This is a genomic window from Streptomyces sp. NPDC059875, assembly GCF_042731085.1.
GTDB lineage: Bacteria > Actinomycetota > Actinomycetes > Streptomycetales > Streptomycetaceae > Streptomyces.
Map to the genome: position 1 here is coordinate 64,250 of NZ_JBHWJZ010000028.1, position 25,305 is coordinate 89,554.

24 protein-coding genes are annotated in these 25,305 nt (G+C 71.9%); 10 read left to right on the top strand and 14 right to left on the bottom strand.

Going from position 1 to position 25,305, the window contains the following annotated elements; translation table 11 throughout:
- Nucleotides 1-42: 42 nt before the first annotated feature.
- Complete coding sequence (locus ACFV9D_RS29180; protein ID WP_385152548.1) at nucleotides 43-1,638, top strand: serine/threonine-protein kinase; 1,596 nt, start codon at nucleotides 43-45, stop codon at nucleotides 1,636-1,638.
- On the opposite strand, the gene ACFV9D_RS29185 is transcribed toward ACFV9D_RS29180, so the two are convergent.
- A complete protein-coding gene (locus ACFV9D_RS29185) occupies nucleotides 1,622-2,428 on the bottom strand; it encodes an SGNH/GDSL hydrolase family protein (RefSeq protein WP_385152551.1) in 807 nt (268 codons plus the stop codon). The genes ACFV9D_RS29180 and ACFV9D_RS29185 overlap by 17 nt on opposite strands.
- A 656-nt stretch (nucleotides 2,429-3,084) precedes the next feature.
- On the opposite strand from ACFV9D_RS29185, the gene ACFV9D_RS29190 reads away from it, so the two are divergent.
- From ACFV9D_RS29190 to ACFV9D_RS29205, 4 genes are read left to right on the top strand one after another with little or no spacing between them, the layout of a single operon-like run.
- Nucleotides 3,085-3,915, top strand: a complete 831-nt coding sequence (locus tag ACFV9D_RS29190) for a glycosyltransferase family 2 protein (RefSeq protein WP_385152554.1) — start codon at nucleotides 3,085-3,087, stop codon at nucleotides 3,913-3,915.
- Nucleotides 3,912-4,934, top strand: a complete 1,023-nt coding sequence (locus ACFV9D_RS29195) for a glycosyltransferase family 2 protein (protein ID WP_385152557.1) — start codon at nucleotides 3,912-3,914, stop codon at nucleotides 4,932-4,934. Before ACFV9D_RS29190 ends, ACFV9D_RS29195 begins: the two co-directional genes overlap by 4 nt.
- A gap of 20 nt (nucleotides 4,935-4,954) precedes the next feature.
- Nucleotides 4,955-5,728 (top strand): polysaccharide deacetylase family protein, encoded by a 774-nt coding sequence (locus tag ACFV9D_RS29200; protein ID WP_385152671.1) that lies wholly within the window; start codon nucleotides 4,955-4,957, stop codon nucleotides 5,726-5,728.
- A gap of 56 nt (nucleotides 5,729-5,784) precedes the next feature.
- On the top strand, nucleotides 5,785-6,930 hold the full coding sequence (locus ACFV9D_RS29205; RefSeq protein WP_385152560.1) for a DUF5925 domain-containing protein: 1,146 nt from the start codon (nucleotides 5,785-5,787) through the stop codon (nucleotides 6,928-6,930).
- A gap of 5 nt (nucleotides 6,931-6,935) precedes the next feature.
- On the opposite strand, the gene ACFV9D_RS29210 is transcribed toward ACFV9D_RS29205, so the two are convergent.
- Entirely contained in the window at nucleotides 6,936-7,310 is a 375-nt protein-coding gene (locus ACFV9D_RS29210) for a GntR family transcriptional regulator (RefSeq protein ID WP_385152563.1), read from the bottom strand.
- Between the two features lie 74 nt (nucleotides 7,311-7,384).
- Between ACFV9D_RS29210 and ACFV9D_RS29215 the strand changes: the two genes are divergently transcribed.
- Both ACFV9D_RS29215 and ACFV9D_RS29220 read left to right on the top strand, forming a co-directional pair.
- Nucleotides 7,385-8,305 carry a GNAT family N-acetyltransferase gene (locus ACFV9D_RS29215; protein ID WP_385152567.1) on the top strand — a complete coding sequence of 307 codons (921 nt, stop codon included), beginning with the start codon at nucleotides 7,385-7,387 and terminating at the stop codon, nucleotides 8,303-8,305.
- Nucleotides 8,286-8,777, top strand: a complete 492-nt coding sequence (locus ACFV9D_RS29220) for a DUF402 domain-containing protein (protein WP_385152570.1) — start codon at nucleotides 8,286-8,288, stop codon at nucleotides 8,775-8,777. The genes ACFV9D_RS29215 and ACFV9D_RS29220 overlap by 20 nt, the downstream gene beginning before the upstream one ends.
- Here ACFV9D_RS29220 and ACFV9D_RS29225 read toward each other — a convergent pair.
- The 5 genes from ACFV9D_RS29225 to ACFV9D_RS29245 all read right to left on the bottom strand — a co-directional run bounded on the left by ACFV9D_RS29225 (nucleotide 8,764) and on the right by ACFV9D_RS29245 (nucleotide 12,729).
- Nucleotides 8,764-9,177 (bottom strand): DUF6299 family protein, encoded by a 414-nt coding sequence (locus ACFV9D_RS29225; protein WP_385152573.1) that lies wholly within the window; start codon nucleotides 9,175-9,177, stop codon nucleotides 8,764-8,766. The genes ACFV9D_RS29220 and ACFV9D_RS29225 overlap by 14 nt on opposite strands.
- Nucleotides 9,178-9,251: 74 nt before the next feature.
- Complete coding sequence (locus ACFV9D_RS29230) at nucleotides 9,252-9,713, bottom strand: GNAT family N-acetyltransferase (protein ID WP_385152576.1); 462 nt, start codon at nucleotides 9,711-9,713, stop codon at nucleotides 9,252-9,254.
- Nucleotides 9,710-11,206, bottom strand: a complete 1,497-nt coding sequence (locus ACFV9D_RS29235) for a tripartite tricarboxylate transporter permease (protein ID WP_385152579.1) — start codon at nucleotides 11,204-11,206, stop codon at nucleotides 9,710-9,712. Before ACFV9D_RS29235 ends, ACFV9D_RS29230 begins: the two co-directional genes overlap by 4 nt.
- A 3-nt stretch (nucleotides 11,207-11,209) precedes the next feature.
- Nucleotides 11,210-11,749 (bottom strand): tripartite tricarboxylate transporter TctB family protein, encoded by a 540-nt coding sequence (locus ACFV9D_RS29240; protein ID WP_385152583.1) that lies wholly within the window; start codon nucleotides 11,747-11,749, stop codon nucleotides 11,210-11,212.
- Nucleotides 11,746-12,729: a Bug family tripartite tricarboxylate transporter substrate binding protein gene (locus ACFV9D_RS29245; protein ID WP_385152586.1), complete on the bottom strand. Its 984-nt coding sequence runs from the start codon at nucleotides 12,727-12,729 to the stop codon at nucleotides 11,746-11,748. The genes ACFV9D_RS29240 and ACFV9D_RS29245 overlap by 4 nt, the downstream gene beginning before the upstream one ends.
- Before the next feature lie 121 nt (nucleotides 12,730-12,850).
- On the opposite strand from ACFV9D_RS29245, the gene ACFV9D_RS29250 reads away from it, so the two are divergent.
- Nucleotides 12,851-13,519 carry a response regulator gene (locus tag ACFV9D_RS29250; RefSeq protein WP_385152589.1) on the top strand — a complete coding sequence of 223 codons (669 nt, stop codon included), beginning with the start codon at nucleotides 12,851-12,853 and terminating at the stop codon, nucleotides 13,517-13,519.
- A gap of 22 nt (nucleotides 13,520-13,541) precedes the next feature.
- Here ACFV9D_RS29250 and ACFV9D_RS29255 read toward each other — a convergent pair whose 3' ends face one another.
- On the bottom strand, nucleotides 13,542-14,192 hold the full coding sequence (locus ACFV9D_RS29255; protein WP_385152592.1) for a hypothetical protein: 651 nt from the start codon (nucleotides 14,190-14,192) through the stop codon (nucleotides 13,542-13,544).
- A 173-nt stretch (nucleotides 14,193-14,365) separates the two neighbouring features.
- Between ACFV9D_RS29255 and ACFV9D_RS29260 the strand changes: the two genes are divergently transcribed.
- Nucleotides 14,366-15,373 carry a lytic polysaccharide monooxygenase gene (locus ACFV9D_RS29260; RefSeq protein WP_385152595.1) on the top strand — a complete coding sequence of 336 codons (1,008 nt, stop codon included), beginning with the start codon at nucleotides 14,366-14,368 and terminating at the stop codon, nucleotides 15,371-15,373.
- 18 nt (nucleotides 15,374-15,391) lie between these two features.
- Here ACFV9D_RS29260 and ACFV9D_RS29265 read toward each other — a convergent pair whose 3' ends face one another.
- The 3 genes from ACFV9D_RS29265 to ACFV9D_RS29275 form a co-directional block, all read right to left on the bottom strand.
- Complete coding sequence (locus ACFV9D_RS29265; RefSeq protein WP_385152597.1) at nucleotides 15,392-16,252, bottom strand: esterase/lipase family protein; 861 nt, start codon at nucleotides 16,250-16,252, stop codon at nucleotides 15,392-15,394.
- A gap of 193 nt (nucleotides 16,253-16,445) precedes the next feature.
- Nucleotides 16,446-17,405: a hypothetical protein gene (locus tag ACFV9D_RS29270; protein ID WP_385152599.1), complete on the bottom strand. Its 960-nt coding sequence runs from the start codon at nucleotides 17,403-17,405 to the stop codon at nucleotides 16,446-16,448.
- Nucleotides 17,402-21,097, bottom strand: coding sequence for a DNA polymerase III subunit alpha (locus ACFV9D_RS29275; protein ID WP_385152602.1), 3,696 nt, complete (start codon nucleotides 21,095-21,097; stop codon nucleotides 17,402-17,404). The genes ACFV9D_RS29270 and ACFV9D_RS29275 overlap by 4 nt, the downstream gene beginning before the upstream one ends.
- Nucleotides 21,098-21,245: 148 nt before the next feature.
- Between ACFV9D_RS29275 and ACFV9D_RS29280 the strand changes: the two genes are divergently transcribed.
- Entirely contained in the window at nucleotides 21,246-22,277 is a 1,032-nt protein-coding gene (locus ACFV9D_RS29280; protein ID WP_385152605.1) for a DUF3533 domain-containing protein, read from the top strand.
- Nucleotides 22,278-22,368: 91 nt separating this feature from the next.
- Here ACFV9D_RS29280 and ACFV9D_RS29285 read toward each other — a convergent pair whose 3' ends face one another.
- The 3 genes from ACFV9D_RS29285 to ACFV9D_RS29295 all read right to left on the bottom strand — a co-directional run bounded on the left by ACFV9D_RS29285 (nucleotide 22,369) and on the right by ACFV9D_RS29295 (nucleotide 25,286).
- Entirely contained in the window at nucleotides 22,369-23,259 is an 891-nt protein-coding gene (locus ACFV9D_RS29285) for a S1 family peptidase (RefSeq protein WP_385152607.1), read from the bottom strand.
- Nucleotides 23,260-23,433: 174 nt separating this feature from the next.
- Complete coding sequence (locus ACFV9D_RS29290) at nucleotides 23,434-24,288, bottom strand: S1 family peptidase (protein WP_385152674.1); 855 nt, start codon at nucleotides 24,286-24,288, stop codon at nucleotides 23,434-23,436.
- Nucleotides 24,289-24,497: 209 nt separating this feature from the next.
- Entirely contained in the window at nucleotides 24,498-25,286 is a 789-nt protein-coding gene (locus ACFV9D_RS29295) for a DUF1684 domain-containing protein (RefSeq protein ID WP_385152610.1), read from the bottom strand.
- Between the last annotated feature and the right edge of the window lie 19 nt (nucleotides 25,287-25,305).

Here is a 25,305-nt window from a genome sequence, read left to right on the forward strand (position 1 = left end):
GGCAGAAATGCTCCACCGGTGGACGACGGATGGGGACGCGCCATGACCGTGATCGCGGGGCGGTACCGACTCCTCGACGTCCTGGGCCAAGGGGGCATGGGCACCGTCTGGCGGGCCAGGGACGAGGTCCTGGGCCGCGACGTCGCCGTCAAGGAGGTCCGCGCACCGGCCGGCCTCGCCGGCGCCGACGAGCACCGGCTCTACGCGCGCCTGGAGCGGGAGGCATGGGCGGCCGCCCGGATCGCGCACCGCAACGTGGTGACGGTGTACGACGTGGCCACCGAGGACGGCCGGCCCTGGATCGTGATGGAGCTGATCCGCGGTCTCACTCTCTCCGACGTCCTGGACGCGGAGGGCCCGATGTCGCCCCAGCGTGCCGCGCTCGTCGGCGCCGAGGTGCTGGCCGCGCTGCGCGCCGCGCACGAGGCGGGGGTGCTGCACCGGGACGTGAAACCGGGCAACGTGCTGCTCGCCAACGACGGACGGGTCGTCCTGACCGACTTCGGCATCGCGGCGGTGGAAGGGACCTCCAACCTCACGATGACGGGCGAGCTGGTCGGCTCGCCCGAATTCCTCGCCCCGGAACGGGCGTTGGGCCGTACACCGGGACCGGCATCGGATCTGTGGTCGCTCGGCGTGCTCCTCTATGCGGCGGTGGAGGGCAACTCGCCCTTCCGTCAGGACACTCCGCTGAGCACCCTGCGGGCCGTGGTGGACGAGGAGCTTCCGCCGCCCCGCAGAGCGGGTCCGCTGACGCCCGTGATCGAGGGGCTGTTGCGCAAGGAGCCGCAGGATCGACTCCAAGCGGCCGATGCGGAGCGGCAGTTGAGGCTGGTGGGCGCGGGTGGGGCTACGAGCTCAGGACCGGTACGGTCCGAGCCCGTGCGCTCGGAGCCGTACCGGCCGGGCAGTCCGGTCGACGGCGACGGGTCCGGAGCCGGGGCGACTCCACCCATGCCCCTTCCGTCTCCCCCGCCCCCTCGGGGCCCGGGCCAGTCGCCCCAGGACCGCCCGAGCCGGGCTGGCACCGTGCTCGCCGCCGGGGTCGCCCTCCTGCTGCTGGCCGTGGGCGGACTGACGTACGCGCTGCTGCGGAACCAGGACGGGGGCAGGGACCCGGGCGGCGGGCCCACGAGCAGTGCCCCGGCGACGAGTCCGCCCGCGACGAGCACCCCGTCGACGGGCTCCCCCACCACGACCGCCACGACCAGCCCGCCCACGACGCACACCACTCCACCGCCGGCGCCGACGGTCCTGGTGCATGTACGGGCCCTGCGGGGCAGTTACAGCGGCGCCTGTCCGCCGCCGGAGTCCTCGGCTCCGGCGTTCGCCGCGGCGGTCACCGTGGGGCGTACGCCCGTCTCGGTGGAGTACCGCTGGGTGACGGAGAGCGGTGAGAGCTCGGCGGCGGACTGGCGGACGCTGGAGTTCCCCGCGGACGGCCCGCGGGAGAAGCGGATCGAGCACACCGAACTGACGTACCGGGCGGACGACACGCGTCGCGACCGGATCCGCTTGGAGGTGCGCGCGCCGGTCGAGGTCCGCTCGAACTGGGTGTCGTTCTCGGTGACCTGCGAGCAGGCGACCCCGACGGACGGGGCCACCTCCCCGACAGGGTCGGCTACGCCACAGCTCTGAAGCTGGGCAGGTAGCCGCCGGACTGTCCGGCGGCCGTGGGGTGGTACGACTCGCCGATGTTGAGCCAGTTGACGCTGTGCAGCCAGGCGGAGCCGGAGCAGATCTCGTGCCCGGTGAAGGAGGGCACGACGCTGGCGAAGGTGTAGCCGTGGTCGGCGGCACGCTTGGCGGTGGCCGCGTTGAGGTAGTCGGCCGCGCCGTTGATGGCGGCGCGTTCGTTCTCGCTCAGCCCGGCGACGCAGCTGCCGCCGAGCTTGTAGAAGCGCGGGTAGCCGAGGACGACGACCCGGGCGTTGGGTGCCTTGGCGCTGATGGCCGAATACACCGCGTCGAGCTTGCCGGGCAGAGTGGTGTCGACATAGCCCTTGGCTTGATTCACGCGGTTGATGCAGGTGGACTCCGACTGGAGGACACAGGTCGTCATGACGTCGGCGAAGCCGGCGTCGTTGCCGCCGATGGTGATGGAGACCAGGTCGGTGGCGGTGGAGAGGGGTCCGAGCTGACCGCTCGTGACATCACCCGTTCGGGCGCCCGAGCAAGCCGTGAACGCGAACGACGAGGGTGAGTTCGCGTTCTTCCAGAGGACGGGGAAGGCCTTGGTGGAGCGCTTGCAGTCGCCGCTGGCGCTGTCGTAGCTCCCGGCCCCCACGCCGGAGGAGTACGAGTCACCGAGCGCCACGTAGTCGAGCGCTGCGGTTTCGGCGGCCTGGGCGGCTCCCGCCCCGGTGAGGGCGAGGACGGCGCCGAGCAGGAGTGAGGATGAGAATGCCGCGAATCGGGACAGTTTCATGGAACCTCCCTGTAGCAGGATCTCTGCATTACCAGGTAGTAGCAGCGCATCGGCCCTGCTGGAAGTGTCCATGCCAAGAAGAAGTGGCGAGATCTTCCCGACGCCCTGTCAGCGACCGTCGAAATCAGGCCAGCTGATGGATCATGCACCCCGCAACACCGGGCGCCGGCGGCGACGACCGGTCGAACGAGAGACCGGAATTGAATTCGCACAGCAATTCCCAGAAGTTTCATCGGACCCCAATGGCACCATTGGGCAAACGGATTGTGAAAATCCGATCGGGACGGTTCCGTATCTGACCGTCGAAGGCTCGCCAATTAACAGAAAGGGGAGCCCTCGATCCAGGACTTGCCATACAGTCGCATTCATCAATACCGTCGTACATCTCACCCGCATCGGTCCATCATGCAAGGCGGCTCAGGGGAGGGCTCTAGCGTCGCGATGGTCCCGGAGCGGGGCGCGGTAGGGGGGTGCTGTGCTCGGCGTTCGCATGCGTGCGCCGAGTCGCGATGCCGCGCGGCTTGAGATGCCAACTCACCCATGCCCTGCGGCAGTTGCTGCCGTGTGGACAGGGGTGAGGACCCCCCTTTCGAACCGGACAGACCACCGGACAGCCCGGGGGCGGGCGGTCCACCGGACGAGAGGGAAACACCGTCATGAGCTCATTCCTGCGCCCGGCCGACACCGGACGAGAAACCGCGGACCAGAGCCTGATAGCAGCTCAATACAAGGCGATCACCTCGCATTTGGCGATCACGCCGCCGGTGAGTGTGGTCATCCCCGCGATGAACGAAGCGGAAAATCTCCCTTACGTCTTCAAGACGCTTCCGGACTGGATCCACGAAGTCGTTCTCGTCGACGGAAACTCCACCGACGACACCGTTCGGGTCGCCCGCGAACTGTGGCCCGACGTCAAGGTCGTCAAGCAGGTCGGCAAGGGCAAGGGCGACGCCCTCATCAGCGGATTCGCCGCCTGCACCGGCGACATCATCGTCATGGTGGACGCGGACGGCTCGGCCGACGGCCAGGAGATCGTCTCCTACGTCTCCGCGCTGGTCGGCGGCGCCGACTTCGCCAAGGGATCCCGCTTCGCCAACGGCGGGGGCACGGACGACATGACGCCGATCCGCCGGCTCGGCAACTGGGCGCTGTGCGCCCTGGTCAACCGGAAGTTCGGCGCCCGCTACACCGATCTCTGCTACGGCTACAACGCCTTCTGGCGCCGCTGCCTCGACGAGATCACCCTGGACTGCACCGGCTTCGAGATCGAGACCCTGATCAACATCAGGGTCGTCAAGGCCGGCCTGAAGGTCCAGGAGGTCCCGAGCCACGAGTACCTGCGCATCCACGGCGTCAGCAACCTCAACGCCGTGCGCGACGGCATCCGGGTGCTGAAGGTCATCCTGCAGGAGAAGGGCGTGAGACGTGCGGCGCGCCGCCGGCCCACCGCCTTCTCCGTCAACGTCCCCCGAGGAGAGGCGTCTTGAGCGACCGCCGGTTCTCGGTCGTGATCTGCGTCTACACGGAGGAGCGCTGGGAGGACATCCTCGCGGCGGTCGACTCCGTACGGACGCAGGCGCATCCGGCGCTGGAGATCCTGCTCGTGGTCGACCACAACGAGCGGCTCCTGGCCCGGCTGGCCGAGGAGTTCCAGGACGAGGCGGTACGTGAGGAGGTGCGGGTGCTCGCCAACGCGGGCCCCCGCGGCCTCTCCTCGGGCCGCAACACCGGAATCGCCGCGTCGCGCGGCGAGTTCGTGGCCTTCCTCGACGACGACGCCGTGGCCGAGCGGGACTGGCTGCGGTACTTCGCCGAGGGCTACGACGACCCGCGCGTGCTGGCCGTCGGCGGCCGGACCCTGCCCTCCTGGGCTTCGGGCCGGCGGCCGGACTGGTTCCCCGAGGAGTTCGACTGGGTCGTCGGCTGCACGTACCGCGGACTGCCGCCGGGGCGGGTCCGGGTACGCAATGTGCTGGGGGGCAACGCCTCCTTCCGGCGTACCGCCTTCGACGTGGCGGGCGGCTTCGCCACCGGCATCGGGCGGGACGGCGACAAGCGGCCGCTCGGCTGCGAGGAGACGGAGCTGTGCATCCGGCTCTCCCAGGCGCTCCCCGAGGCGGTGCTCCTGATCGACGACCGGTCCGTCATCCACCACAAGGTCCCGGCCGCCCGCGAGCGGTTCGGCTACTTCCGCAGCCGGACGTACGCCGAAGGCCTCTCCAAGGCGCTGGTGTCCAGGAGCGTCGGCGCGAACGAGGGCCTGGAGGCCGAACGGCGCTACACCACCCGGGTGTTGCCGGCGGGCGTCGTGCGCGGACTGCGCGACGCCGTACTCGGCCGCCCCGGTGGCGCGGGCCGGGCCGGCGCGATCGTGGCCGGCGTGGCGGCGGCAGCCGGCGGATTCGTACGGGGCGCGCTGCGGGCGCGCGGGGGCGGGGCGACGTTCTCTTCGGGCCCGATCCCGACGTGGTCCGACTCGGCGTCGGCTCCGGAGGTGACCGCGTGACCGAACCCGTACCGATCCTGATGTACCACGCGGTCGACCACCGGCCCGCCCCGGCGACCCACCGGCTGTCCGTCTCGCCCGAGGCGTTCGCCGAACAGATGGCGGTGGTGACCGACCGCGGTCTCACCCCGCTCACGACCGCCGAGCTGGCCGCGGCCTGGCGCACGGGCGGACCCCTGCCCGCGCGCCCGGTCCTGATCACCTTCGACGACGGTTACGAGGGGGTGCACCGGCACGCGCTGCCGGTGCTGGCCAAGCACGGCTTCCCCTCCACGCTCTTCGTCTCCACGGGCTGGCTGCGCGGCCCGTACGACGAGGGCGGGGCCCTGGACACCATGCTCGACTGGGACCAGGTGCGCGAACTGGCCGCCGCCGGTGCGGAGATCGGCGGGCACACCCACACCCATCCACAGCTCGACCAGGTCGACGACCGACGGCTCTGGTACGAGACCCTGCGCTGCAGGGAGATCGTCCGTGAGGAGCTGGGCACAGCGCCGGTGTCCTTCGCCTACCCGTACGGGTACTCCAACCGTCGCGTCCGGCGGACGGTCCGGGCGGCCGGATACGCCCAGGCGCTCGCCGTCGGCAACGCGACCGCCCGGCGCGGCCAGGGGCCGTACGCCCTGGAGCGGGTGACCGTGCGGCGGTCCACGGGCATCGAGGAGTTCGAACGGCTGGTGGAGGGCCGGGCGATCGGGCGCACCTTCGCCGCGGACCGCGTGCTGACCAAGGGGTACGCGGTGGTGCGCCGGGCGCGGGGCGCCCTGCGGGCGGCCGGTCGGTACGGGGGCTGATGATCCGGGGGCGTGACGGGCCCCCGGATCGTCCCGTTCAAAACACCGTGCACGGAATGCCCGATTGCCGGATCATGGTCGCCATGTCTGCCACCCCATCCGGGCCCGTCGAGCCGTCCGAGCCACAGCGAGCGCTGCCGATGCGGCTCACCGTCGACGACAGCGACTCGCCCGCCGACGTCGTCGACGCGCTGTTCCTCGGCCGCTTCGCGACCGGCGAGCAGCCGCACTCGCACAGCACCACCCTGGACCGGGTGAAGCCCGCGGCGACGCTCCTTCCGGCCGGCGCGAAGGTGCTGCGCGCGGCCAAGGACGACGACCGCAGCGCCGTGCTCGCCGAGGGCGAGGGCTGGACGCTGCTGATCTCCCGCTGGAACCGGGGCGCGGACGTCACGGTCACGGCGACCGGGGCGGAGCTGGCGGAGAGGATCCTCAAGGAGGCGACGGACGGGGCGAAGGACGAGCCCGAGCCGCAGCCCGAGAACGTGACGATGGGCTTCTGGTACGTGTCCCCGCGGCGGGGCCCGCACCGGACGACACGTCAGATCAGCGCGGGGACGTGGGAGGAGATCCGGCCCAACTACACGGCGCCCGTCGCCGACGCGATGGACCGGCTGATGAAGGTCACCCCGGACGACATCGCGGGGCGGCTGCTGCTGCTCCACGGGCCGCCGGGCACCGGGAAGACCTCGGCGCTGCGCACGCTGGCGAGGTCGTGGCGGGACTGGTGCCAGGTGGACTGCGTGCTGGACCCGGAGCGGCTGTTCAACGACGTCGGTTATCTGATGGACATCGCGATCGGCGAGGACGAGGGCACGGCGAAGGGGCGGTGGCGGCTGCTGCTCCTGGAGGACTGCGACGAGCTGATCCGCGGCGAGGCGAAGCACACGGCGGGGCAGGCGCTGTCCCGGCTCCTGAACCTGACGGACGGGCTGCTCGGCCAGGGCCGCAACGTCCTCGTCGGCGTCACGACCAACGAGGACCTGGAGCGCCTGCACCCGGCGGTGGTCCGCCCGGGCCGATGCCTGGCCCGGATCGAGGTGGGCGGGCTGACGCGGGCGGAAGCGGTGGGGTGGCTGGGCACCGAGGAGGGTGTGGGCCGCGAGGGCGCGACGCTGGCAGAGCTGTACGCCCTACGCCGCGGCACGCCCACCCCGGGGCTCCCGGAGCCCAGGACCCCGGACGCGGGGATGTACCTGTAAGGGGGTCAGCTCCCGTACGCCGCCCGCAAGGCGTCCGCCACCGCCGCCGACGCCGCTTCGCGGCTCAGGCCCAGCCGCCGCGCCTCACCCGCGTACGTCGCCGCAGCGGTGGCCGCCAGGCGTTCCGCCGCGTCGCCCGCCGCCGCGACGAACGTGCCGTGGCGGCCCCGCGTCTCGATCACCCCGTCCGCCTCCAGCGACTTGTACGCCTTGGCGACCGTGTTCGCCGCGAGGCCCAGCTCCTCCGCCAGGCCGCGTACCGTCGGCAGTTTGTAGCCGACCGGCAGGGCGCCGGAGCGGGCACGCTCCGAGATCTGGGCGCGCAGTTGTTCGTACGGGGCGGTCGACGAGTCCGTGTCCACGGTGATTCGCAATGTCACGGCCCCGATTCTGCCCCCGCCCCCGGGGAAAATGGGAGGCGGCCGCGCCACACCGGCACGTAGCGTGCGACACCATGACTGTGATCGTCCGTGATGTCCGACCGGAGGACGCCGAGGGCTACGCCCGTGTCCGGCGGGCCGCGCTCCCGTACATGTTGGCGAACGCCGCCCAGGTGACCTTCGACTGGGCCCACGCCCACCCCGACGCGCGCGAGCGCCCCCTCGTCGCCGAGATCGACGGGGAGATCGTCGGCACCTCCCAGCTCCGTATCGCGCACGACGCGCCCGAGCCCGGAGTCGGCTCGGTCAATGTCTACGTCCACCCGGACAAGCGGGGTCTCGGAGCCGGCACCCTGCTGGTGCGGGCCTCCGAGGAGCACCTCGCGCAGCACGGGGCGACCACGCTCTACAGCTGGGTGCTCGACGAGCCCGCGTTCCGCTCCTTCGCCGAGCGGCACGGCTACGCCGCCCGCCGCTCCGCGCACTTCCTCCGCCTCGACCTCACGTCCGCCGAGCTGCCGCCGCTCCAGGAGCCGCCGGCCGGTGTCGAGCTCTGTACCGCCGCCGAGTTCGCCGCCGACCCCCGTCCGCTGTTCGTGCTGGACGCGCTGACCACGGCCGACGAGCCCGGCGACGTCGGCGCCGAGCTGACGGACTACGAGCACTGGCTGGCGACCACCTGGAACCACCCGCTGTTCGACCCCGAGCTGACCGTCGTCGCGGTCGTCGACGGCCGCCCCGCCGCCTTCAGCGCCGCCCAGACCGACGGCCGGGGTCGCTACAGCACCGGGATGACCGGCACCTCCCCCGCGCACCGTGGGCGCGGGCTTGCCAAGCTCGCCAAGAACCACTCCCTGCACCGGGCCCGCGCGGCCGGCTGCACGGAGGCGTTCACCGGGAACGACGCCGGCAACGAGCCGATGCTGGCGATCAACAAGTGGTTCGGTTACGAGATCTGCGCGACGGAGGTACGTCATGCCCGCACGCTCGGCTGAGGTCGACGTGGTCCTGATGAAGGCGGGGCGCACGAAGATCCGCTATCCCGCCGAGGTCCTCGCCGACGACGGCACCCGGCTCTCGGTCCACGCCCCCTGGGCGGCCGAAGGGGTGCGGGACTTCGGCTTCGTACGGTTCGAGCCGGGTGACGTCTTCGTGGAGCACTACTGGCGCGACCGGTGGTACGCCGTGAAGGAGGTCCGTTCCGCCGACGGGACGCTCAAGGGCTGGTACTGCGATGTCACCCGGCCGGCCGCGATCGGCGGTTCTGAGGTCGTGGTCGAGGACCTGGACCTGGATCTGTGGGTGTCGGCGGACGGCAGCGAGGTGCTGCGGCTCGACGAGGACGAGTTCGAGGCGAGCGGCCTCGCCGCCTCCGACCCGGAGGCGGCGGCCCGTGCGGTCGCGGCCCTCGACGAACTCGAGGGGTACGGCAGGGAGGGCCTGGTCACGCTGCTCAGCGCAGCGTGACGTCCGACTCCTCCACCGCGAGGAGGCCGGGCAGCGGCAGCCCCATCGGGCCGGTGGCCGTGAGCTGCATCAGGGTGGCCTTCACCTGGGCGGCGCCCGCGCGATAGGCGGGCTCCTTCACGACGCCCGAGTTGGTCCAGGTGCGCTCCAGGCCGTCGCAGACGGCCCGGGTGCCGCCGATCCCGGCGGAGTGCTCCTCCTGGACGAGCGTGCTGCTCACGAAGACCGGGCCGGCGCTGTCGTCCGTGCAGCGGTAGGTGCCGGAGACGGTGACCGTGCCGTCCGCGGCGACGGTTCCGTGGCCGTCGACGGAGAGCGCGTCGCCGGGGCCCGCGTGGGCGGCGCTCGCGCCGGCGGTGACCAGGAGCGCGCCGGCGGCGAGGGCGAGACGGAGTCGCATCAGGGATGTCCCTTCGGGATGTGGGGGGTGTCGCCCGCCAGGGATATCGGATCAAGCCGCCGACTGACCGAAACTCACCCTATCGGGGGCGAGTTGAGGCGCTTGCGGTAGTGAATACGGTCGTACGGTCCGTCCAGCCGCCGCTCGACGACCTCGTAGCCGTACCGCTCGTACAGCTTCTGGTTCTCCCACATCATCGCGTTGGTGAGCAGCCGCACCTCGGGCAGGCCGAGTTCGCGTGCGCGGGATTCCACGAAGGCCAGCAGGCTGCGGCCGAGGCCCGTGCCCTGGGCGTCGGGGTGGACGGCGATGTTGTCGAGATACAGGTGGTCGGCCTCGGTCCTGAGGACCACGAGGCCGACCACCGGGTCGCCGACGACGAACACCCTCCCCGCGGCGGCGTCCGCCGCGTGATCCGCCTCCATCGGGGCCGGCACGAGGCCGATCCGTTCGATGTAGTGGTGATAGGCCGCGTCGGTCACGGCCTTCACCCGCGGAACGTCGGGGGTCACTGCGAGGCGGATGTCCTGGATCATGCCGCCACGTTACGGCGGCGGATGATCACCTTCTTCAGGAGGGGCCAGGCCAGGAGGATCGCGATGACGGCGTACACGGTCACCGAGAAGGGCGTGTCGACAAGCCCGGTGAGCGAGCCGTCGCTGATCTGGAGCGCGCGGCGCAGCTGCTGTTCGGCGGCCGGGCCGAGGATGACACCGATCACGGCGGGCAGGACCGGGAGTCCGTAGCGCCGCATACCGAAGCCGATCAGGCCGATGATCAGCAGGATGACCAGGTCGAGCGCCTCGCCGCCCACCGCGTACGCGCCGACGGCGGCGAAGAAGAGGATGCCGGCGTAGAGGTACGGGCGCGGGATGCGCAGGAGCTTGGCCCAGACGGGTGCGAGCGGCAGGTTGAGCGCGAGCAGCAGGACCATGCCGACGAAGAGCGAGGCGATCAGGCCCCAGACCAGGTCGGGTTCGCGCTCGAAGAGCAGCGGTCCCGGCTGGATGCCGTACTGCTGGAAGGCGGCGAGCATGACGGCGGCGACGGCGGTCGTCGGCAGGCCCAGGGTCAGCATGGAGACGAGGGTGCCTGCGGCGGAGGCGGAGGCGGCGGACTCGGGGCCCGCGACGCCCTCGATGGCGCCCTTGCCGAACTGGTCCTTGTGCTTGGAGAGCCGCTTCTCGGTGACGTACGACAGGAAGGTCGGGATCTCCGCGCCGCCGGCCGGGATCGCTCCGAACGGGAAGCCGATGACGGGGCCGCGCAGCCAGGACTTCCAGGTGCGCCGCACGTCGTCCTTGCCGAGCCACGGGCGTCCGACCGGGATGGCCTCGCCGGCCGTGCGGCGCAGATGGGCGGCGACCCACAGGGCCTCGCCGATGGCGAAGAGGCCGACCGCGACGATCACGACGTCGATGCCGTCGGCGAGCTGGAGCGAGCCGAAGGTGAGGCGCTGCTGGCCGGTCATCTGGTCGAGGCCGACCAGGCCGAGGGTGAGGCCGATGAGGAGCGAGGCGAGCCCGCGGATCCGGGAGGAACCGAGGACGGAGGTCACCGCGATGAACGCGAGGACCATGATGGCGAAGTAGTCGGGCGCGCCGATGTCGACGGCGAGCGCGGCGACGGTCGGGGCGAGCGCGACGAGGAGGAGCGTGCCGATCATGCCGCCGGTGAAGTGGCCGATCGCGGCAGCCGCGAGCGCCTGTGCGCCGCGGCCGGCCTTGGCCATGGGGTTGCCCTCCATGGCGGCGACGACGGCCGCGCTCTCGCCGGGGGTGTTGAGCAGGATCGAGGTGGTGGAGCCGCCGAACATGGCTCCGTAGTAGATGCCGGCGAACATGATGAAGGCGCCGGTCGGTTCGAGTCCGTACGTCACCGGCAGCAGCAGCGCGACCGCCATGGCGGGGCCGATGCCGGGCAGGACGCCGATGGCGGTGCCGAGGAGCACGCCGATGGCGGCCCAGAGCAGGTTCATCGGGGTCAGGGCGGTGCCGAATCCGTCGATCAGGGAGTTCAGTGAGTCCATGGGTCAGAGCACTCCCATCAGCGGGCCGCCGGGCAGCGGTACTCCGAGCAGGTTGTTGAAGACGACGTAGGTGAGGAGGGAGAGTCCGGCGGCGATCAGTGGGTCGCGGTGGAGGTGGCGGCTGCCGAGGGCGTAGGCCGCGCCCCAGAAGAGCAGGGCTCCGGAGACGGGGAAGCCGACCGGTCCGATGAGGACGGCGAAGGCGAGGAAGACGCCGGCGAGGAGCAGGACCGTGCGCCAGTCGCTGGGCTCGGAGAGGTCGACGTCCTCGCCGCCCTCGGACTCGCCGCGGCCGCCGCGCAGGACGTCGATCGCGAGGAGGACGGCGACGACGAGCAGACCGGCGCCGACGACGACCGGGACGGTCTTGGGGCCGACAGGGCCGCGCTGCGCGATGTCGACGGTCATGGTGAGGGCGTCGGTGAGGACGAGGAGGCCGATGAGGAAGAGGAGGAGGCTGACGCCGAGCTCGGAGTGCTCGCGCAGCCAGGATTTCTTCGCCGGACCGGTGGCCGCGGTCGTTTTCGTGGTCGTGGTCGTCACAGTCCCAGCTCCTTCAGAACCGAGGCGACACGCTTGTCCTGCTCCGTGAGGAAGGTGCCGAACTCCTCACCGGGCAGGAAGGCGTCGTTCCAGTTGTTCTTCTTCAGCGACTCGCGCCACTCCGGGGAGTCGTGCAGCCTCATCACCAGGCCGACGAGCTTCTCGCGCTCGGCGTCGGAGAGGCCCGGCGGGGCGACGATCCCGCGCCAGTTGATGAACTCGGTGTCGAGTCCGGCCTCGCGCAGGGTGGGGGCGTCCAGGCCGGGGATCCGCTCGGCGCCGGTGACCGCGAGGAGCCGGAGCTCGCCGGATTCGATCTGGTCGAGGTACTCGCCGACGCCCGAGACGCCGAAGGCGACCTTGTTGCCGAGGATGGAGGCGAGGAGCTCGCCACCGCCGTCGAAGGGGATGTAGTTGACGCTCTTCGGTGCGATGCCGGCAGCCTGGGCCATGAGCATGGGGGCGAGGTGGTCGGGTCCGCCGGGCGAGGAGCCGCCGCCGACGGGCAGCTTGCCGGGGTCCTTCTTCCAGGCGGCGAGCAGGTCCTGGATGGTCTTGTACGGGGAGTTCTTGCCGACCACGACGATGTCCTGCTCCATGGTGAGCCGGGCGATCGGGGTGGTGTCGGCGAGGGTGCTCGGGGTCTTGTTGGTGTGGACGGCGCCGACGACGCCGAGGCCCATGGACATCGCGAGCCGACCGTTGCCGTGCTCGCCGACGAGTCGGGTCAGGCCGACGGTGCCGCCGGCTCCGGGCAGGTTGAAGACCTCGATGTCGGTGGTGAGACCGGCGTCCTCGGCGTTCTTGGCCGCGGTGCGGGCGGTGATGTCGTATCCGCCGCCGGGCGTGTTGGGGACCATGAACCGCAGGCCGGGTATCTGTGTGCCGGTGTCGGAGCCGCCGCCGGTGGAGAGCAGGGGCGGCCCCACCAACACCAGCAGCGCGGCCCCGAGCAGGGCGAGGGGGGTGCGCAGACGCACGTGTGCCGCCTCTCGATAGGGATGTGAAGTGGCCCACATGTTGCCTGCGCGTTAAGAAGCTGTCTCTCTTCCGCAATCAACGGACGTTGTGGTCCTTGTGGTCGCGACCTAGCGTGTCGGCGTGACGAAGGTGCTGGTGGTGGACGACGACTTCATGGTCGCGAAGCTGCACAGCCGTTATGTGTCGACTGTGGACGGTTTCTCCGTCGTCGGAGTGGCGCACAGCGGCGCGGATGCGCTGCGGCTGGCGGACCGGCTGCGCCCGGATCTCGTCCTGCTCGACATCTTCCTGCCCGACATGGACGGGATCAGCGTGCTGCGCGAGCTGCGCGGGTCGGGTCTCGCCGTCGACGCCCTGTTCATCACGGCGGCCCGGGACGCGGCCATGATCCGCTCGGCGCTCCGGGCAGGGGCGCTGCACTATCTGATCAAGCCCTTCAACCAGGCCGCCCTGCAGGAGCAGCTGCGGCACGTGGCCTCGCTGCGCACGCGCCTGGACGCACTGGACGAGGCCCGCCAGGAGGACGTGGACCAGATCTTCGGCACGCGCCCGCCGGGCTCGCGCGAGCTCCCGAAGGGCCTCGCCGCGCACACGGCGGAGCTGGTGGACGGCATCCTGAAGGCGCATCCGGAGGGCCTGTCGGCGACGGAGTGCGCGGAGGCCGGCTCCTTGTCCCGCGTCAGCGCCCGGCGCTATCTGGAGTACTTCGCGGAGACGGGCCGGGTGGAGATCACGCTGCGGTACGGGGGGACGGGGCGCCCGGAACGGCGCTACCGGCGACTGGGCTGACGGTCGGGCCGGACCCCGTCCGTCACGCTTCGGAGGCCAGGCCGAACCGAAGGCTCCGGGGCCGGGTCTCGTCCTCCCGGAGACGGCCCGCGATCCTCTCCCGGGCCTCCTCGTCCACTTCCTCGTCCACGGCGAGGGCGTTCAGGGCGGCACGGGCCGAGGACAGCGTGCGGACGTTGAGCAGGGCCAGGCTCGCCTGCTCCACGGCCATCCCCCGCCGGATGTAGAGCGCGGCCAGCTCCGGGAACCAGGGATCGAGGGCGTCGAGGTCGTCGGCGATACCGCACCAGTACAGGGCCGGTTCGACGATGAATCCGGCGATCCGCCATGTCCAGCGGCCCTGCCGGAAGTCGGTGGTGTCCAGGCCGTCGGCGGCACAGGCGGCCTCGACCTCGGCCAGCTGTCCGACGGTGAGGCGGGGCAGGTCCTTCACCTTCTCGCGCAGGATCTCGTGGCAGAACCAGTCGTCCGGCGGATCTTCGTCGTCGTCGAAGCACTTGTGCTTCTGGTAGTAGCGCGGCTCCGGTCCGTCCAGCCGGGCGGGCGGAAGCCCGGCCTCCAGAACCTTGCGGACCAGGGCCCACCGTTCCTCGGTCTCCTCGTCGGGCCAGTGGCCCCAGCTGCTCGGGAGGGCTCGCAGCCCCTCCGGGAAGATCGGGGTGTCGTCGGTCATCCGGCCTCCTCGTCGGCGGCTCCGGAGCCTGTTCCTCAGGCACCTCTTACCTCCGCCTTAAAGGCATCCTAAGGATCGCCATCTCCCCCTCTCCACCGGCTTTTTCGCGGCTTCCGGCGGCTAGCTTGCAAGGCAACCCCACGCATTCCCCCCTCTCGAAGGAGTTGCCCACCATGACTGTTCGCCGCACGGCCGCCACCGTTCTCACTCTCGGCATCGCGCCGCTCGCGCTCGCCGGGCTGGCCACCGCGCCGGCCGTCGCGCACGGGTCGATGACGGATCCGGTGAGCCGTGTGTCGGCCTGTTACGCGGAGGGGCCGGAGAGCCCCACGTCGGCGGCGTGCAAGGCGGCGGTCGCGGCGAGCGGGGCGCAGGCGTTCTACGACTGGAACGCGGTGAACATCGCCAACGCCGCCGGGAAGCACCGCGACCTGATCCCGGACGGCAAGCTGTGCAGCGCCGGCAACGACAAGTACCGGGGGCTCGACCTGGCCCGCGGCGACTGGCCCGCCAGCACGCTCGCCTCCGGGAAGCACACCTTCCGCTACAAGGGGACGGCCCCGCACCGGGGGTCCTTCGAGCTGTACGTCACCAAGGACGGCTACGACCCGTCGAAGCCGCTGAAGTGGTCGGACCTGGAGGAGAAGCCGTTCGCGACGGTAACCGACCCGCGGATGGAGAACGGCGACTACGTCTTCGACGGGACCGTGCCGAACAAGTCCGGCCGCCACCTGATCTACTCGATCTGGCAGCGCTCCGACTCCCCCGAGGCGTTCTACACCTGCTCCGACGTCGTGTTCGGGAAGGACAACGGCACCGCGGGCGGTGCCCCCGCGCCGACCGCGTCCGCGCCGACCGACCAGGAGATCGAGGACGGCGAGGACAAGTCCTCCGTGGAGCACGGCGGGCACGGTGACGACCACGCCGAGACCGGGGCGAAGGAGACGGCGGCGGCGCCCGTCGAGACCCCGGCCGCCACGTCGGCTCCCGCCTCCTCGGAGCCCGCCGCGCCCAACGAGCCCGCGGCCGCCGGTGCCGGCGAGAACCTCGCCGAGACCGGGGGCGACGCCGCGACCCCGTACATCGCGGTCGGCGGCGCCGCCGTCCTGGCGCTCGGTGCGTCGGTGCTGTTCGCGGCCGTCCGCCGCCGGGCGGTCCCGGCGGGCCGGCACAGCCGCTGACCCCGTACCCCCGTACCGTCAGCCGATCACGGACACGCAGGTGGTCGGGGACGCGTGGGCCGGGTCGAGGGCGTTGACCACCTCGTGGAACGTCACCCGGTCCACCGTCCCGATCGCCACGTGCTCCGAGAGGTCCAGTGCGCACTTGTCCTGGATGACGATGTTGGTGACGTTCGGACCGTCGAGGAAGCCCGAGCGGTAGGGGGTGACGACCTCGTCGTACTTGGTCGTGATGACCGTGTACGTGACGCCAGGGACCGTGTCCCCGCCCTCGTTCAGCTTGGTGATGAACGGGGATCCGGCCACCTGGTCGGCGAGGCCCGGGGTGTTCTCGGTGACGAACTTCTCGACGCCGGGGAAGTACGGCAGCAGCTTGGTGAGGCCGAGGAGGGTCGTGCCGTGGTTGTCGGGGGCGATCCCGACGAGCGCGTTGACCTTCTCGGCCCCGCCGAGGAACTTCAGGTAGTAGCGCGGCATCATGCCGCCCTGCGAGTGGCCGACGAGGTCGGCCTCGGCGGCACCGGTGGCGGCGAGCACCTTGTCCACGTACGCGTCGAGCTGCTCGGCGGACTTGTCGACGGGGCCGAGGCCGTGGAAGAAGGGCACGTTCGGCAGCTGGCCGTAGTCGAGCGAGAAGACGCAGTAGCCACGGTTGACGAGGTACGGCGCGAGGGCCAGCCAGTTGTCCACGGAGTTGCCGAAGGTGCCGTGGACGAGGACGACCGGGCGCGGGTGGGCGGTGGAGGGCTTGCAGGAGAAGTCGTTCCAGCCCCGGCTCGGGGCGGCGGTGGCCTGTGCGGATGCGGTGGGCGCGAGGGTGGCGGCGGCGGTCAGCAACAGGACCGAGAGGGCTCTGAGCGCGTGCTTCCAGGGCAGCATCGTGCGATCTCCTTGCGGCTCAAGGGAAATCTGGGACGAACGACGGCAGTAAGCCCTGCGGCCCGGACCACAAGTGGGGATGCTCTGCTTCAGGCCAAGCTACGCACGGGTAGCCTCGACTGGGAAGTTACGCGTCGGTAAAAAGTGACTTCTCGTCAATAAGGAGTACGCCGCACGGAGTACGGGACGAGGGTCAGGCCGCCAGCGAGCCCGGCACGATCGCCCTCGGACCGAACTTCGCCCGCGCCCGGTCCGCCACCGCCTCGATCCGCCGGGCCTTCTCGTCCGCCGGATCGAAGGTCAGCTGATGCGCGGCCCCCTCCGCGGGCGCGAGCCCCTCCGCGCGCAGCGCGATCCCCCGCACCCGGGCCCGCTGCAACCCGAACGAGCCATGGATGGTGTACGCGAGAGCGGTGAGCGCCGCCGAGTGGGCGGTCGGCTCGGGCAGCGTACGGGTACGGGTGGTGGTGGACCGGTCCGCGTACCGCACGGTCACCGTCAGGGAACGGCACACCTGCTTCTCCGTACGCATCCGGGCGCCCAGCTCCTCGGCGAGCGCGAGCAGCGCCCTGCGATGCGTCGAGTGGTTCAACTCGTCCTGGGCGAAGGCCCGTTCGGCTGCCATCGAGCGGGAGAGCGCGTTCGGAACGACGGCGGTGCGGTCGATCCCCCGGGCCCGCTCCGCCAGTTCGCGGCCGACCTTCGCGCCGACGAGCCGCTGGAGCACGGCGAGCGGCGCGTCCGCGACCCGGCCGATGGAGTCGAGTCCGTACGAGCAGAGGGTACGGGCGGTGGCGCGGCCGACCCCGTCGAGCGCGCCGACCGGACGGTCCCGCAGGAAGCCGGCCGGGTCCTCGACGGCCAGGGTGGCACCGGGGCGGGCGTCGCGGGCCGCCATCCGGGCCAGCATCGGGTTCGGGCCCGCCCCGATGACGCAGTCGACGCCGTACAGGGCGAGCGCCCTGACCCGTACCACCGAGGCCAGTTCGACCGGGCTCCAGCCGAAGTAGCGCAGCGCGCCGCGCACGTCGGCGAGCAGGGTGTCGGGCGGGGAGGCCTCGACGACCGGGGTGAACTCGCCGAGCAGGGCGACCAGTTGCGGGAGGAGCGCCTCCCGCATGGGTTCCAGTCGGAACCGTACACAGAGGATCATCCCGCGCTCCCCGGACTCTGGTGCCACAGCTTCCTGGACGGCGTCGCCGCGCCCTCGCCGGCCGGCTTCAGGTCCGCCCAGGGGTGCATCTCGTATCCGGTCTCCATCGTGATCCGGCGGCCGCTGTCGCCGTTCCCGGAGGCCGCGACCGGCTCCGCGCCCCGCTCCCCGACCGACTCCCCGGCCCGCTCCTCCGCCGGCACCCCCACCGGCTCCGCGAGGCGCTCCCCCACCGCTTCCAGGCCGCCGGTGGCGCGCAGTTCGACCAGCTCGGCGAGGTTCCAGGCGGCGGCCCCGACCACGCTGAGGCTGCGCGGTCCGCGCCTCTGCACCACACCCCGGACGAGCAGCAGCCAGGAGTGGAAGACGGTGTGGGCGCAGGCCTCGTGGGAGTCGTCGAAGAAGGCGAGGTCGACCAGGCCCGTACCGTCGTCGAGCGTGGTGAAGATGACCCGCTTGCCGGAGCGGATCGGCGGGGTCTGGGTGGCCGCCTTGGCTCCCGCGACCAGCACGGTCTGCCCGTGCGGGGCCTCGCGCAGCCGCTTGGCGGAGACCACGCCGAGTTCGCGCAGGAAGGCGTGGTGGTCGCCCATGAGGTGGCGCGAGGCGTCCATGCCGAGAACACCCAGCTCGGCGCTGAGCCGCTCCGACTCGTCGAGGTCGGGCAGACCGATGGGGGCGGTCTTCCGGCCCTGGGCGAGCGGGAGTTGACCACCGTAGGAGGCGGCTCCGCGCTGGGTGCGGTGGAGCTCGGTCACGTGCAGGAGCAGGTCACGGCGGTTGGCGCCGAAGGCGTCCAACGCGCCGACCTGTGCCAGCCGTTCGGCGACCGGCTTGCGCGGGCGGGCCCGCTCCCAGAAGTCGAGCAGCGAGGCGTACGGCTGGCCGGCCTCGATCCGCGCACTCTCCGCCTCGCTGATGCCGTGGACGTCGGCGAGGGCGAGCCGCAGCCCCCACCGCTCCGGCGGACCGGACACCAGTTCGATTCGATGAGCGGCCGCGGACCGGTTCACGTCCAGCGGCAGCACCGGCACCCCGCGCCGCCGCGCGTCCGCGAGCAGCAGCCGCTTCGGGTACATCCCCGGGTCGTGGGTGAGCAGCCCGGCGTAGAAGGCCGCCGGGTGGTGCGCCTTGAGCCAGGCCGACTGGTAGGTGGGGACGGCGAAGGCGACCGCGTGCGCCTTGCAGAAGCCGTACGAGCCGAAGGCCTCCACGATCTCCCAGGTGCGGGCGATGACCTCGTAGTCGTACCCGCGCCGCTCCGCCCGCTGGGCGAACCAGACCTTGATCCGGCCCTGCGACTCGGGGTGCGAGAGCCCGCGTCGGACCTGGTCGGCCTCGCCCCGGCCGCAGCCGGTCATGATCCGCACGATCTCGATGATCTGCTCGTGGAAGACGACGACTCCGTACGTCTCCTTCAGCGCCCCCTCCAGGTCCGGGTGCGGATAGCGGACGGGGGCCCGGCCGTGGCGGGCCTCGATGAACGGGCGGACCATGTCGGCGGCGACCGGTCCCGGCCGGAAGAGCGAGATGTCGACGACGAGGTCGTGGAAGGTGCTGGGCTGGAGCCGGCCGACCAGGTCGCGCTGGCCCGGCGACTCGATCTGGAAGCAGCCGAGGGTCTCGGTGGACTGGATGAGCCGGTACGTCGCGGGATCGTTGGACGGGAGCGCGTCGATGTCCGGCCGCGCGCCGGTGACCCGCTCCACCTCCGCGACGGCATGGGCCATCGCGGACTGCATCCGCACTCCGAGGACGTCGAGCTTGAGCAGCCCGAGGTCCTCCACGTCCTCCTTGTCGAACTGGGCCATGGGGAACCCCTCGCCGCTGGTGGGCATGACGGGGGTACGGGTGAGCAGCGAGGCGTCCGAGAGCAGCACCCCGCACGGATGCATGGCGATCCCGCGCGGCAGCGCGTCGAGGGCTTCGACCAGCTCCCAGAGCCTGCCGTACCTCCCCCGCTCGCCCGCGAGCTCCCGCAGCTCGGGCAGTTCGTCGAGGGCGGCGAGCGCGTCCCGGGCCCGGATGTGCGGGAACGCCTTGGCGATCCGGTCGATCTCGGCCGGGTCCATGGACAGGGCGGCGCCCACGTCGCGTACCGCGTGGCGGACCCGGTAGGTCTCGGGCATGGCGACGGTGGCGACCCGCTCGGTGCCGAAGCGGTCCATGATCGCGCGGTAGACCTCCAGACGGCGGGCGGACTCCACGTCGATGTCGATGTCGGGGAGCGCGGTGCGGTTCTTGGAGAGGAAGCGCTCCATGAGCAGCCCGTGCTCGACCGGGTCGGCGTGCGCGATGCCGAGGAGGTGGTTGACGAGGGAGCCTGCGCCGGAGCCGCGTGCGGCGACCCTGATCCCCATGTCCTTCACGTCGTCGACGACCTGAGCGACCGTCAGGAAGTAGGTGGCGAAGCCGTGGTGGGCGATGATGTCGAGCTCGCGGTGCATCCGGTCCCAGTACGTGCGGCGGTCGGGACGGCGGTCGTACCCGCGCAGCACCATGCCGGCGGCGGCCCGGGAGGCCAGCACGCGCTGGGCGGTGCGGTGTCCGGCGCCGACGAGGTACGGCTCGGGGAAGTGGGCGGAGCCCATGCCGAGGTCGTCCTGGGGGTCGACCACACAGTCGGCGGCGGCCGCCAGGGTCCGGTCGAGCAGCCGGTGCGCGGTGTCCCGGCGGAAGCCGGCCGCCTCGACGATCCGCTCGGCGGTGGCCAGCATGTCGCCGGCGTCCTTGAGCCAGGCCTCGCCGCTGTCGAGCTCCTTGCGGGGGTCGATGGGGACGAGACGGCGGGCGGAGTCGAGGACGTCGGCGACCGGGCCCTGGCCGGGGTCCGCGTAGCGGACGGCGTTGCTGAGGACCGGGCGGACGCCCTGCTCGGCGGCGAAGCCGACGGTACGGGCGGCGAGCCGGAGCGAGCCGGGGCCGGGGCCGGAGCGTCCGTGGTGGACGGCCTCCAGGCGCAGGGCGTCGCCGTACCGCTCGCGCCAGGGGACGAGGAGACGGGCGGCCCGGTCGGGACGGCCGGCGGCGAGGGCCTGGCCGATGTCGGACGCGGGGCCGAGGAGCACGGTCAGGTCGTCGCCGTGGTTGGCGTCCCAGGGCAGCACGGGCCCGGCGGTCCCGCCCTCCGCGTGGGCAGCGCTGATCATCCGGCAGAGCGCGGCCCAGCCGGTCGCGGAGCGGGCGAGGAAGACGACGCGGGGTGCGGACTCGTCGACGAAGGCCCCGCCCCGGACGGGCACGCGCCGCGCGGAGGTCCCGACCTCCCGCGCAGGCCACCCGGCCGGGCCGGAGCCTCGCGCGGACCCGCCGCCACCGCCGGGCACGGCCGGCCCGGCACCCGGTCCGGAAAAGGACCCCGCTCCGGAAACGGACCCCGCCCCGGAGGTGGACCCGTCGCCGTCGGCCCCCGCGCCGAACCCGTTCACGGCGTGCACGCGCACACCGCCGGCCCGCCCGCGCTCCGCCGGCGGTGGAGCCGCGATCGCGAGGTCCACACCGAACAGGGGGCGTACCCCCGCCTCGGTGCAGGCCTTCGCGAAGCGGACCACGCCCGCGACCGTGTCCCGGTCCGTGAGGGCGAGGGCGTCCATGCCCCGCTCGGCGGCGCGGTGTGCCAGCCGCTCGGGGTGCGAGGCGCCGTAGCGCAGGGAGAAGCCCGATGCGGTGTGCAGATGCGCGAACCCCGGCATGTGCACCTCCGCATAGATTCGTACGTACGTTCCCACCCCCTCCCACCCACCCTAGCTCATTTCGAACGTGCGTACGATACGCCGCGCGCATCATCCGTTCGGCCCCATCCCACCTGCGCAAACACCCCCCGCCCCGGAGCGTGGGGGCATGAGTCTCGCCGCCGAACTGAAGAGTGCCGTCACCCCGCGAGCCGCCCTGCTCGTCATCGGCGTGTTCGCCCTCCAGCTGCTGTTCATCACCTCGTACGTCGGGGCGCTGCACAACCCGAAGCCGAGGGACGTGCCCTTCGGGGTGGTCGCTCCGCCGCAGGTCTCCGCCCAGCTCGTCGGGCAACTGGAGAGACTCCCCGGCGAACCGCTCGACCCACGGGCGGTCACGGACCAGGCCGAGGCCAGGCAGCAGATCATGAACCGGGACATCGACGGCGCTCTGGTGGTGAACCCGGCCGGGACCACCGACACCCTGCTCGTCGCCTCCGGCGGCGGGACCGTCCTCTCCTCCGCCCTGGACACGCTCTTCACCAGGATCGAGGGCGCCAACCAGCGCACCATCAGGACCGTCGACGTGGCGCCGGCCTCGCCCCAGGACTTCGACGGCCTCTCGGCGTTCTACCTCGTCGTCGGCTGGTGCGTCGGCGGCTACATCTGCGCCGCGATCCTCGCCATCAGCTCCGGCGCGCGGCCCGCCAACCGCGAGCGCGCGATCATCCGGCTCGGGGTGCTCGCCCTCTACGCGATCCTCGGCGGCCTCGGCGGCGCGATCATCGTCGGCCCGATCCTCGGCGCCCTGCCGGGCAGCGTCGCGGCCCTGTGGGGCCTGGGCGCCCTCGTCGTCTTCGCGGTCGGCGCGGCGACACTGGCCCTGCAGTCGCTCTTCGGCATCGTCGGCATCGGCCTGGCGATCCTGCTGATCGTGGTCGCGGGCAACCCGAGCGCCGGCGGCGCCTTCCCGCTGCCGATGCTGCCACCGTTCTGGAACGCGATCGGCCCCGCCCTGCCCCCGGGCGCGGGCACCTGGGTGGCGCGCTCGATCGCGTACTTCAAGGGGAACGACGTCACCGGCTCGCTGCTGGTGCTCTCCGCCTGGGCGGTCGTCGGCAGCGTGATCACGCTGGTGATGTCCTCGCTGAAGCGCAACCCGGAGCCGGAGCCGATCGCCGAGGAAGTCGGCGAGACCTGAGTGGGTCCCCCGGCCGTCGCGCGGCCGGGGGACCCGACGTTCACATGGCGTCATGGGTGCTACGGAGGCGCCGCCTCCGGCCCGTACCCGCCTAGTACACGCTGACCCCGTACGCGCTCAGCGCCTCGGTGACCGGCTGGAAGAAGGTCGTACCGCCCGAGGAGCAGTTGCCGCTGCCGCCGGAGGTGAGGCCGATCGCGCGGCTGCCCGAGTAGAGCGGGCCGCCGGAGTCGCCGGGCTCGGCGCAGACGTTGGTGCGGATCATGCCGTACACGATGTCGCCGCCGCCGTAGTTGACCGTGGCGTTGAGGCCGGTCACGGAGCCGCTGTGGGTGCCGGTGGTGGAGCCGCGACGCGTCACCGACATGCCGACGGTGGCGTTGGCGGCGCTGGTGATGTCGACGCTGCCGACCGTGCCGGACTTGGTGACGGAGCTGTTGGTGTACCGGACGATGCCGTAGTCGTTGGTCGGGAAGCTGGATCCCGAGGTGGAGCCGAGCACGGTGGTCCGGCCGGAGTTGGAGTACCAGGTGCCCGCGCCGTCGGTGCAGTGCCCGGCGGTCAGGAAGTAGTAGTTGCCCGCGCTGTCACGGACGTTGAAGCCGAGGGAGCAGCGCCAGCTGGTGGCGTAGATCGCGTCGCCGCCGGAGATCAGCTTGTTGAACTTCCCGGGGGTGCGCTCGACGCGTATCGCGCCGGCGTTGGCTCCCGCCTGGCGCTTGATCTTGGCTATCTCCGCCTGCGACACGGTGGAGTCGGCGGTCACGACCAGGGTGTTGGTGGCCTGGTCGACGTGCCAGGCGGTTCCGGCCACATCGGCGGCCAGCACGGCGTCGCCCGCGGCGGCGAGCTGCGTCGCGCCGAAGGTCTGCGCCGTGTCGGCGCTCGCGGCGGGGACCGCGACCGCCGCCGCGGCGGCGAGGCCGGTGGCGACGGCGAGCAGACGGACGGTTCTCGTGGGGGTGGTGCGCTTGATCCTCACTTTTCGTTCCTCCAGAGGGGAATCGGGGGTCCGCAGTGGGGTGCCGGACCCGTGAGGCGCGGCCCGAGGCCGGCGCTGTGGGGGAGTCTCGGGCCGCCCGGCCCGGCGCCGCAAGAGCGCCTTTCGGCCGTACGACGCTCAACTACCGGGCGGCACAAGGGGTTTGCGGAGGGCTCAATAGAGGCTGACGCGGTACTTGGCGAGGGCCTCGGGCACCGGCTGGTAGAAGGTCGTGCCGCCGGTGGAGCAGTTGCCGCTGCCGCCGGAGGTGAGACCGAGGGCCTTGGTGCCGTCGTAGAGCGCACCACCGGAGTCGCCGGGCTCGGCGCAGACGTTGGTCTGGATCATGCCGCGCACGGTGCCGCCGCCGGAGTAGTGGACCGTGGCGTTCAGGCCGGTGACGGTGCCGCTGCGGGTGCCGGTGGTGGAGCCGGAGCGCTTGACGGCCTCGCCGACGTAGGCGTCGGCGGCGGTGAAGCCGCCGGGGTGGGCGAGCGAGGCGTTGTCGTAGCGGACCAGCGCGTAGTCGTTGCCGGGGAAGCTGGACCCGGTGGTGGCGCCGATCAGCGTGGACTGGGCCGAGTTGGCGTACCAGGTCTTGACCACGTTGCCGCAGTGGCCGGCGGTGAGGAAGTAGTACGTGCTGCCACTGCGCACGTTGAAGCCGAGCGAACAGCGGTAGCCGCTGCCGTAGATGGCGTCTCCGGCTCCGAGCAGCGGCGTGAACACGCCGGGGGTGCGCTCGACCTCGAGGGCCGCCGCGTCGGCGCCCGCCGTCCGGCGGATCGTGGCGATCTCGGCGTCGGAGACGGTGGAGTCCGCGGTGACGACGACCCGGCCGGAGGCCCGGTCGACGTACCAGGCGGTGCCGCCGATGTCGGCCTTGAGGACGGCGGCGTCGGCGCGGGCGAGCTGGGCGGCGCCGGCGGGCCCGGGGACGGGGGCCGCGTGGGCGCCGGGCAGGGCGAGGGCGGTGGCGGCCGCCAGGCCCGCGGCGACGGCGAACAGTCGGGTGCGCTTGATCCTCACTGGTCTCACTGACTCTCCTCATGGGAAAAGCGGAGGGGCCCGTGGATGCGGGCCCGTGAGGCGCCGTCAGGATGGCGTGTCCCTGACATGCACCGGCTGAGATAGTGGCCCCACCCGGCCGCACGCACAAGAGCGCATACCGAAGAGGCGTCCGCGGCCGCGCGGCCACCGACGCCCCTCGCACCCCGTCCTGCGGCAGGAAGACCCGGTCAGCCCTCGACGAGCCGCCGCTCCCCGGCCGGGACCGCGGTGTCGAGGGTGTTCCCCGGCGGTGGGAACGGACAGATGAAGTGGTCCACGAAGGCGCACGGCGGCAGCAGCGCGCGGTTGAGGTCGACCGTCACCGAGCCGTCCTCCGCCGGGGCGGCGGGGCGCAGGAAGCGGAACCGGTAGCTGTCCCGGCCGCTGGTGGCGTCCGCGAAGACCGCCCACAGGGTGCCGTCGTCCTCGACCGCGACCTGGAGGGTGTGCTCCGCGCCGTGCAGTTCGAAGGAGAGCTCACCGGCGAGACCGAGTCCGCGCTCCTTCCCGTCCGCGTTCTCCACCCGGACGCTGCGGGACCGCTCGTAGGCCCGGAAGGTGCCGGGCACCACCCAGCGCTCCTCGTACGGCGTCGCCTCGATGCCCTTGAAAGCGCGGCGCGCCCGCGACTCCGGGTCGAAGTCCCGTACCGCCCACAGTCCCTCGCGGCGCAGCACCACGAGCCGTCGCCCGGCCGACTCGGCCCGGGACTCGTGGATCGGCGCGTGGTCCGCCGTGAGCCGGACGCTGCCGATCAGGGGCTCGCCGTCGACGGTGATCGCGTCCTCGGCGCCCGCTGTCAGGACCACCTCGTCGCCGTCGTCCAGCCACCGCCCGGGAACGGCCGGAATTCGACCCTCCGGGTAGTCGGAGAGCCAGTACGTGCCAGTGAGGGAGAGCGGGCCGTACGACGAGGAGACCGCCGCCGTGCGCTGCTCGTGCCAGTGCTGCCAGTCCTGCTGTGGATCCGTGCTCATGGTGTTCAACTGTTCCATA

Bases quoted from the DNA above. Each gene is read 5' to 3' on its own strand.
- ACFV9D_RS29230 (WP_385152576.1), bottom strand. From the start codon at position 9,713: ATGATCCAGGACATCCGCCTCGCAGTGACCCCCGACGTTCCGCGGGTG.
- ACFV9D_RS29205 (WP_385152560.1), top strand. From the start codon at position 5,785: ATGCCCGATTGCCGGATCATGGTCGCCATGTCTGCCACCCCATCCGGG.
- ACFV9D_RS29280 (WP_385152605.1), top strand. From the start codon at position 21,246: ATGAGTCTCGCCGCCGAACTGAAGAGTGCCGTCACCCCGCGAGCCGCC.
- ACFV9D_RS29265 (WP_385152597.1), bottom strand. From the start codon at position 16,252: ATGCTGCCCTGGAAGCACGCGCTCAGAGCCCTCTCGGTCCTGTTGCTG.
- ACFV9D_RS29185 (WP_385152551.1), bottom strand. From the start codon at position 2,428: ATGAAACTGTCCCGATTCGCGGCATTCTCATCCTCACTCCTGCTCGGC.
- ACFV9D_RS29235 (WP_385152579.1), bottom strand. From the start codon at position 11,206: ATGGACTCACTGAACTCCCTGATCGACGGATTCGGCACCGCCCTGACC.
- ACFV9D_RS29270 (WP_385152599.1), bottom strand. From the start codon at position 17,405: ATGATCCTCTGTGTACGGTTCCGACTGGAACCCATGCGGGAGGCGCTC.
- ACFV9D_RS29225 (WP_385152573.1), bottom strand. From the start codon at position 9,177: ATGCGACTCCGTCTCGCCCTCGCCGCCGGCGCGCTCCTGGTCACCGCC.
- ACFV9D_RS29220 (WP_385152570.1), top strand. From the start codon at position 8,286: ATGCCCGCACGCTCGGCTGAGGTCGACGTGGTCCTGATGAAGGCGGGG.
- ACFV9D_RS29215 (WP_385152567.1), top strand. From the start codon at position 7,385: ATGACTGTGATCGTCCGTGATGTCCGACCGGAGGACGCCGAGGGCTAC.
- ACFV9D_RS29180 (WP_385152548.1), top strand. From the start codon at position 43: ATGACCGTGATCGCGGGGCGGTACCGACTCCTCGACGTCCTGGGCCAA.
- ACFV9D_RS29255 (WP_385152592.1), bottom strand. From the start codon at position 14,192: ATGACCGACGACACCCCGATCTTCCCGGAGGGGCTGCGAGCCCTCCCG.
- ACFV9D_RS29200 (WP_385152671.1), top strand. From the start codon at position 4,955: ATGTACCACGCGGTCGACCACCGGCCCGCCCCGGCGACCCACCGGCTG.
- ACFV9D_RS29275 (WP_385152602.1), bottom strand. From the start codon at position 21,097: ATGCCGGGGTTCGCGCATCTGCACACCGCATCGGGCTTCTCCCTGCGC.
- ACFV9D_RS29260 (WP_385152595.1), top strand. From the start codon at position 14,366: ATGACTGTTCGCCGCACGGCCGCCACCGTTCTCACTCTCGGCATCGCG.
- ACFV9D_RS29190 (WP_385152554.1), top strand. From the start codon at position 3,085: ATGAGCTCATTCCTGCGCCCGGCCGACACCGGACGAGAAACCGCGGAC.
- ACFV9D_RS29295 (WP_385152610.1), bottom strand. From the start codon at position 25,286: ATGAGCACGGATCCACAGCAGGACTGGCAGCACTGGCACGAGCAGCGC.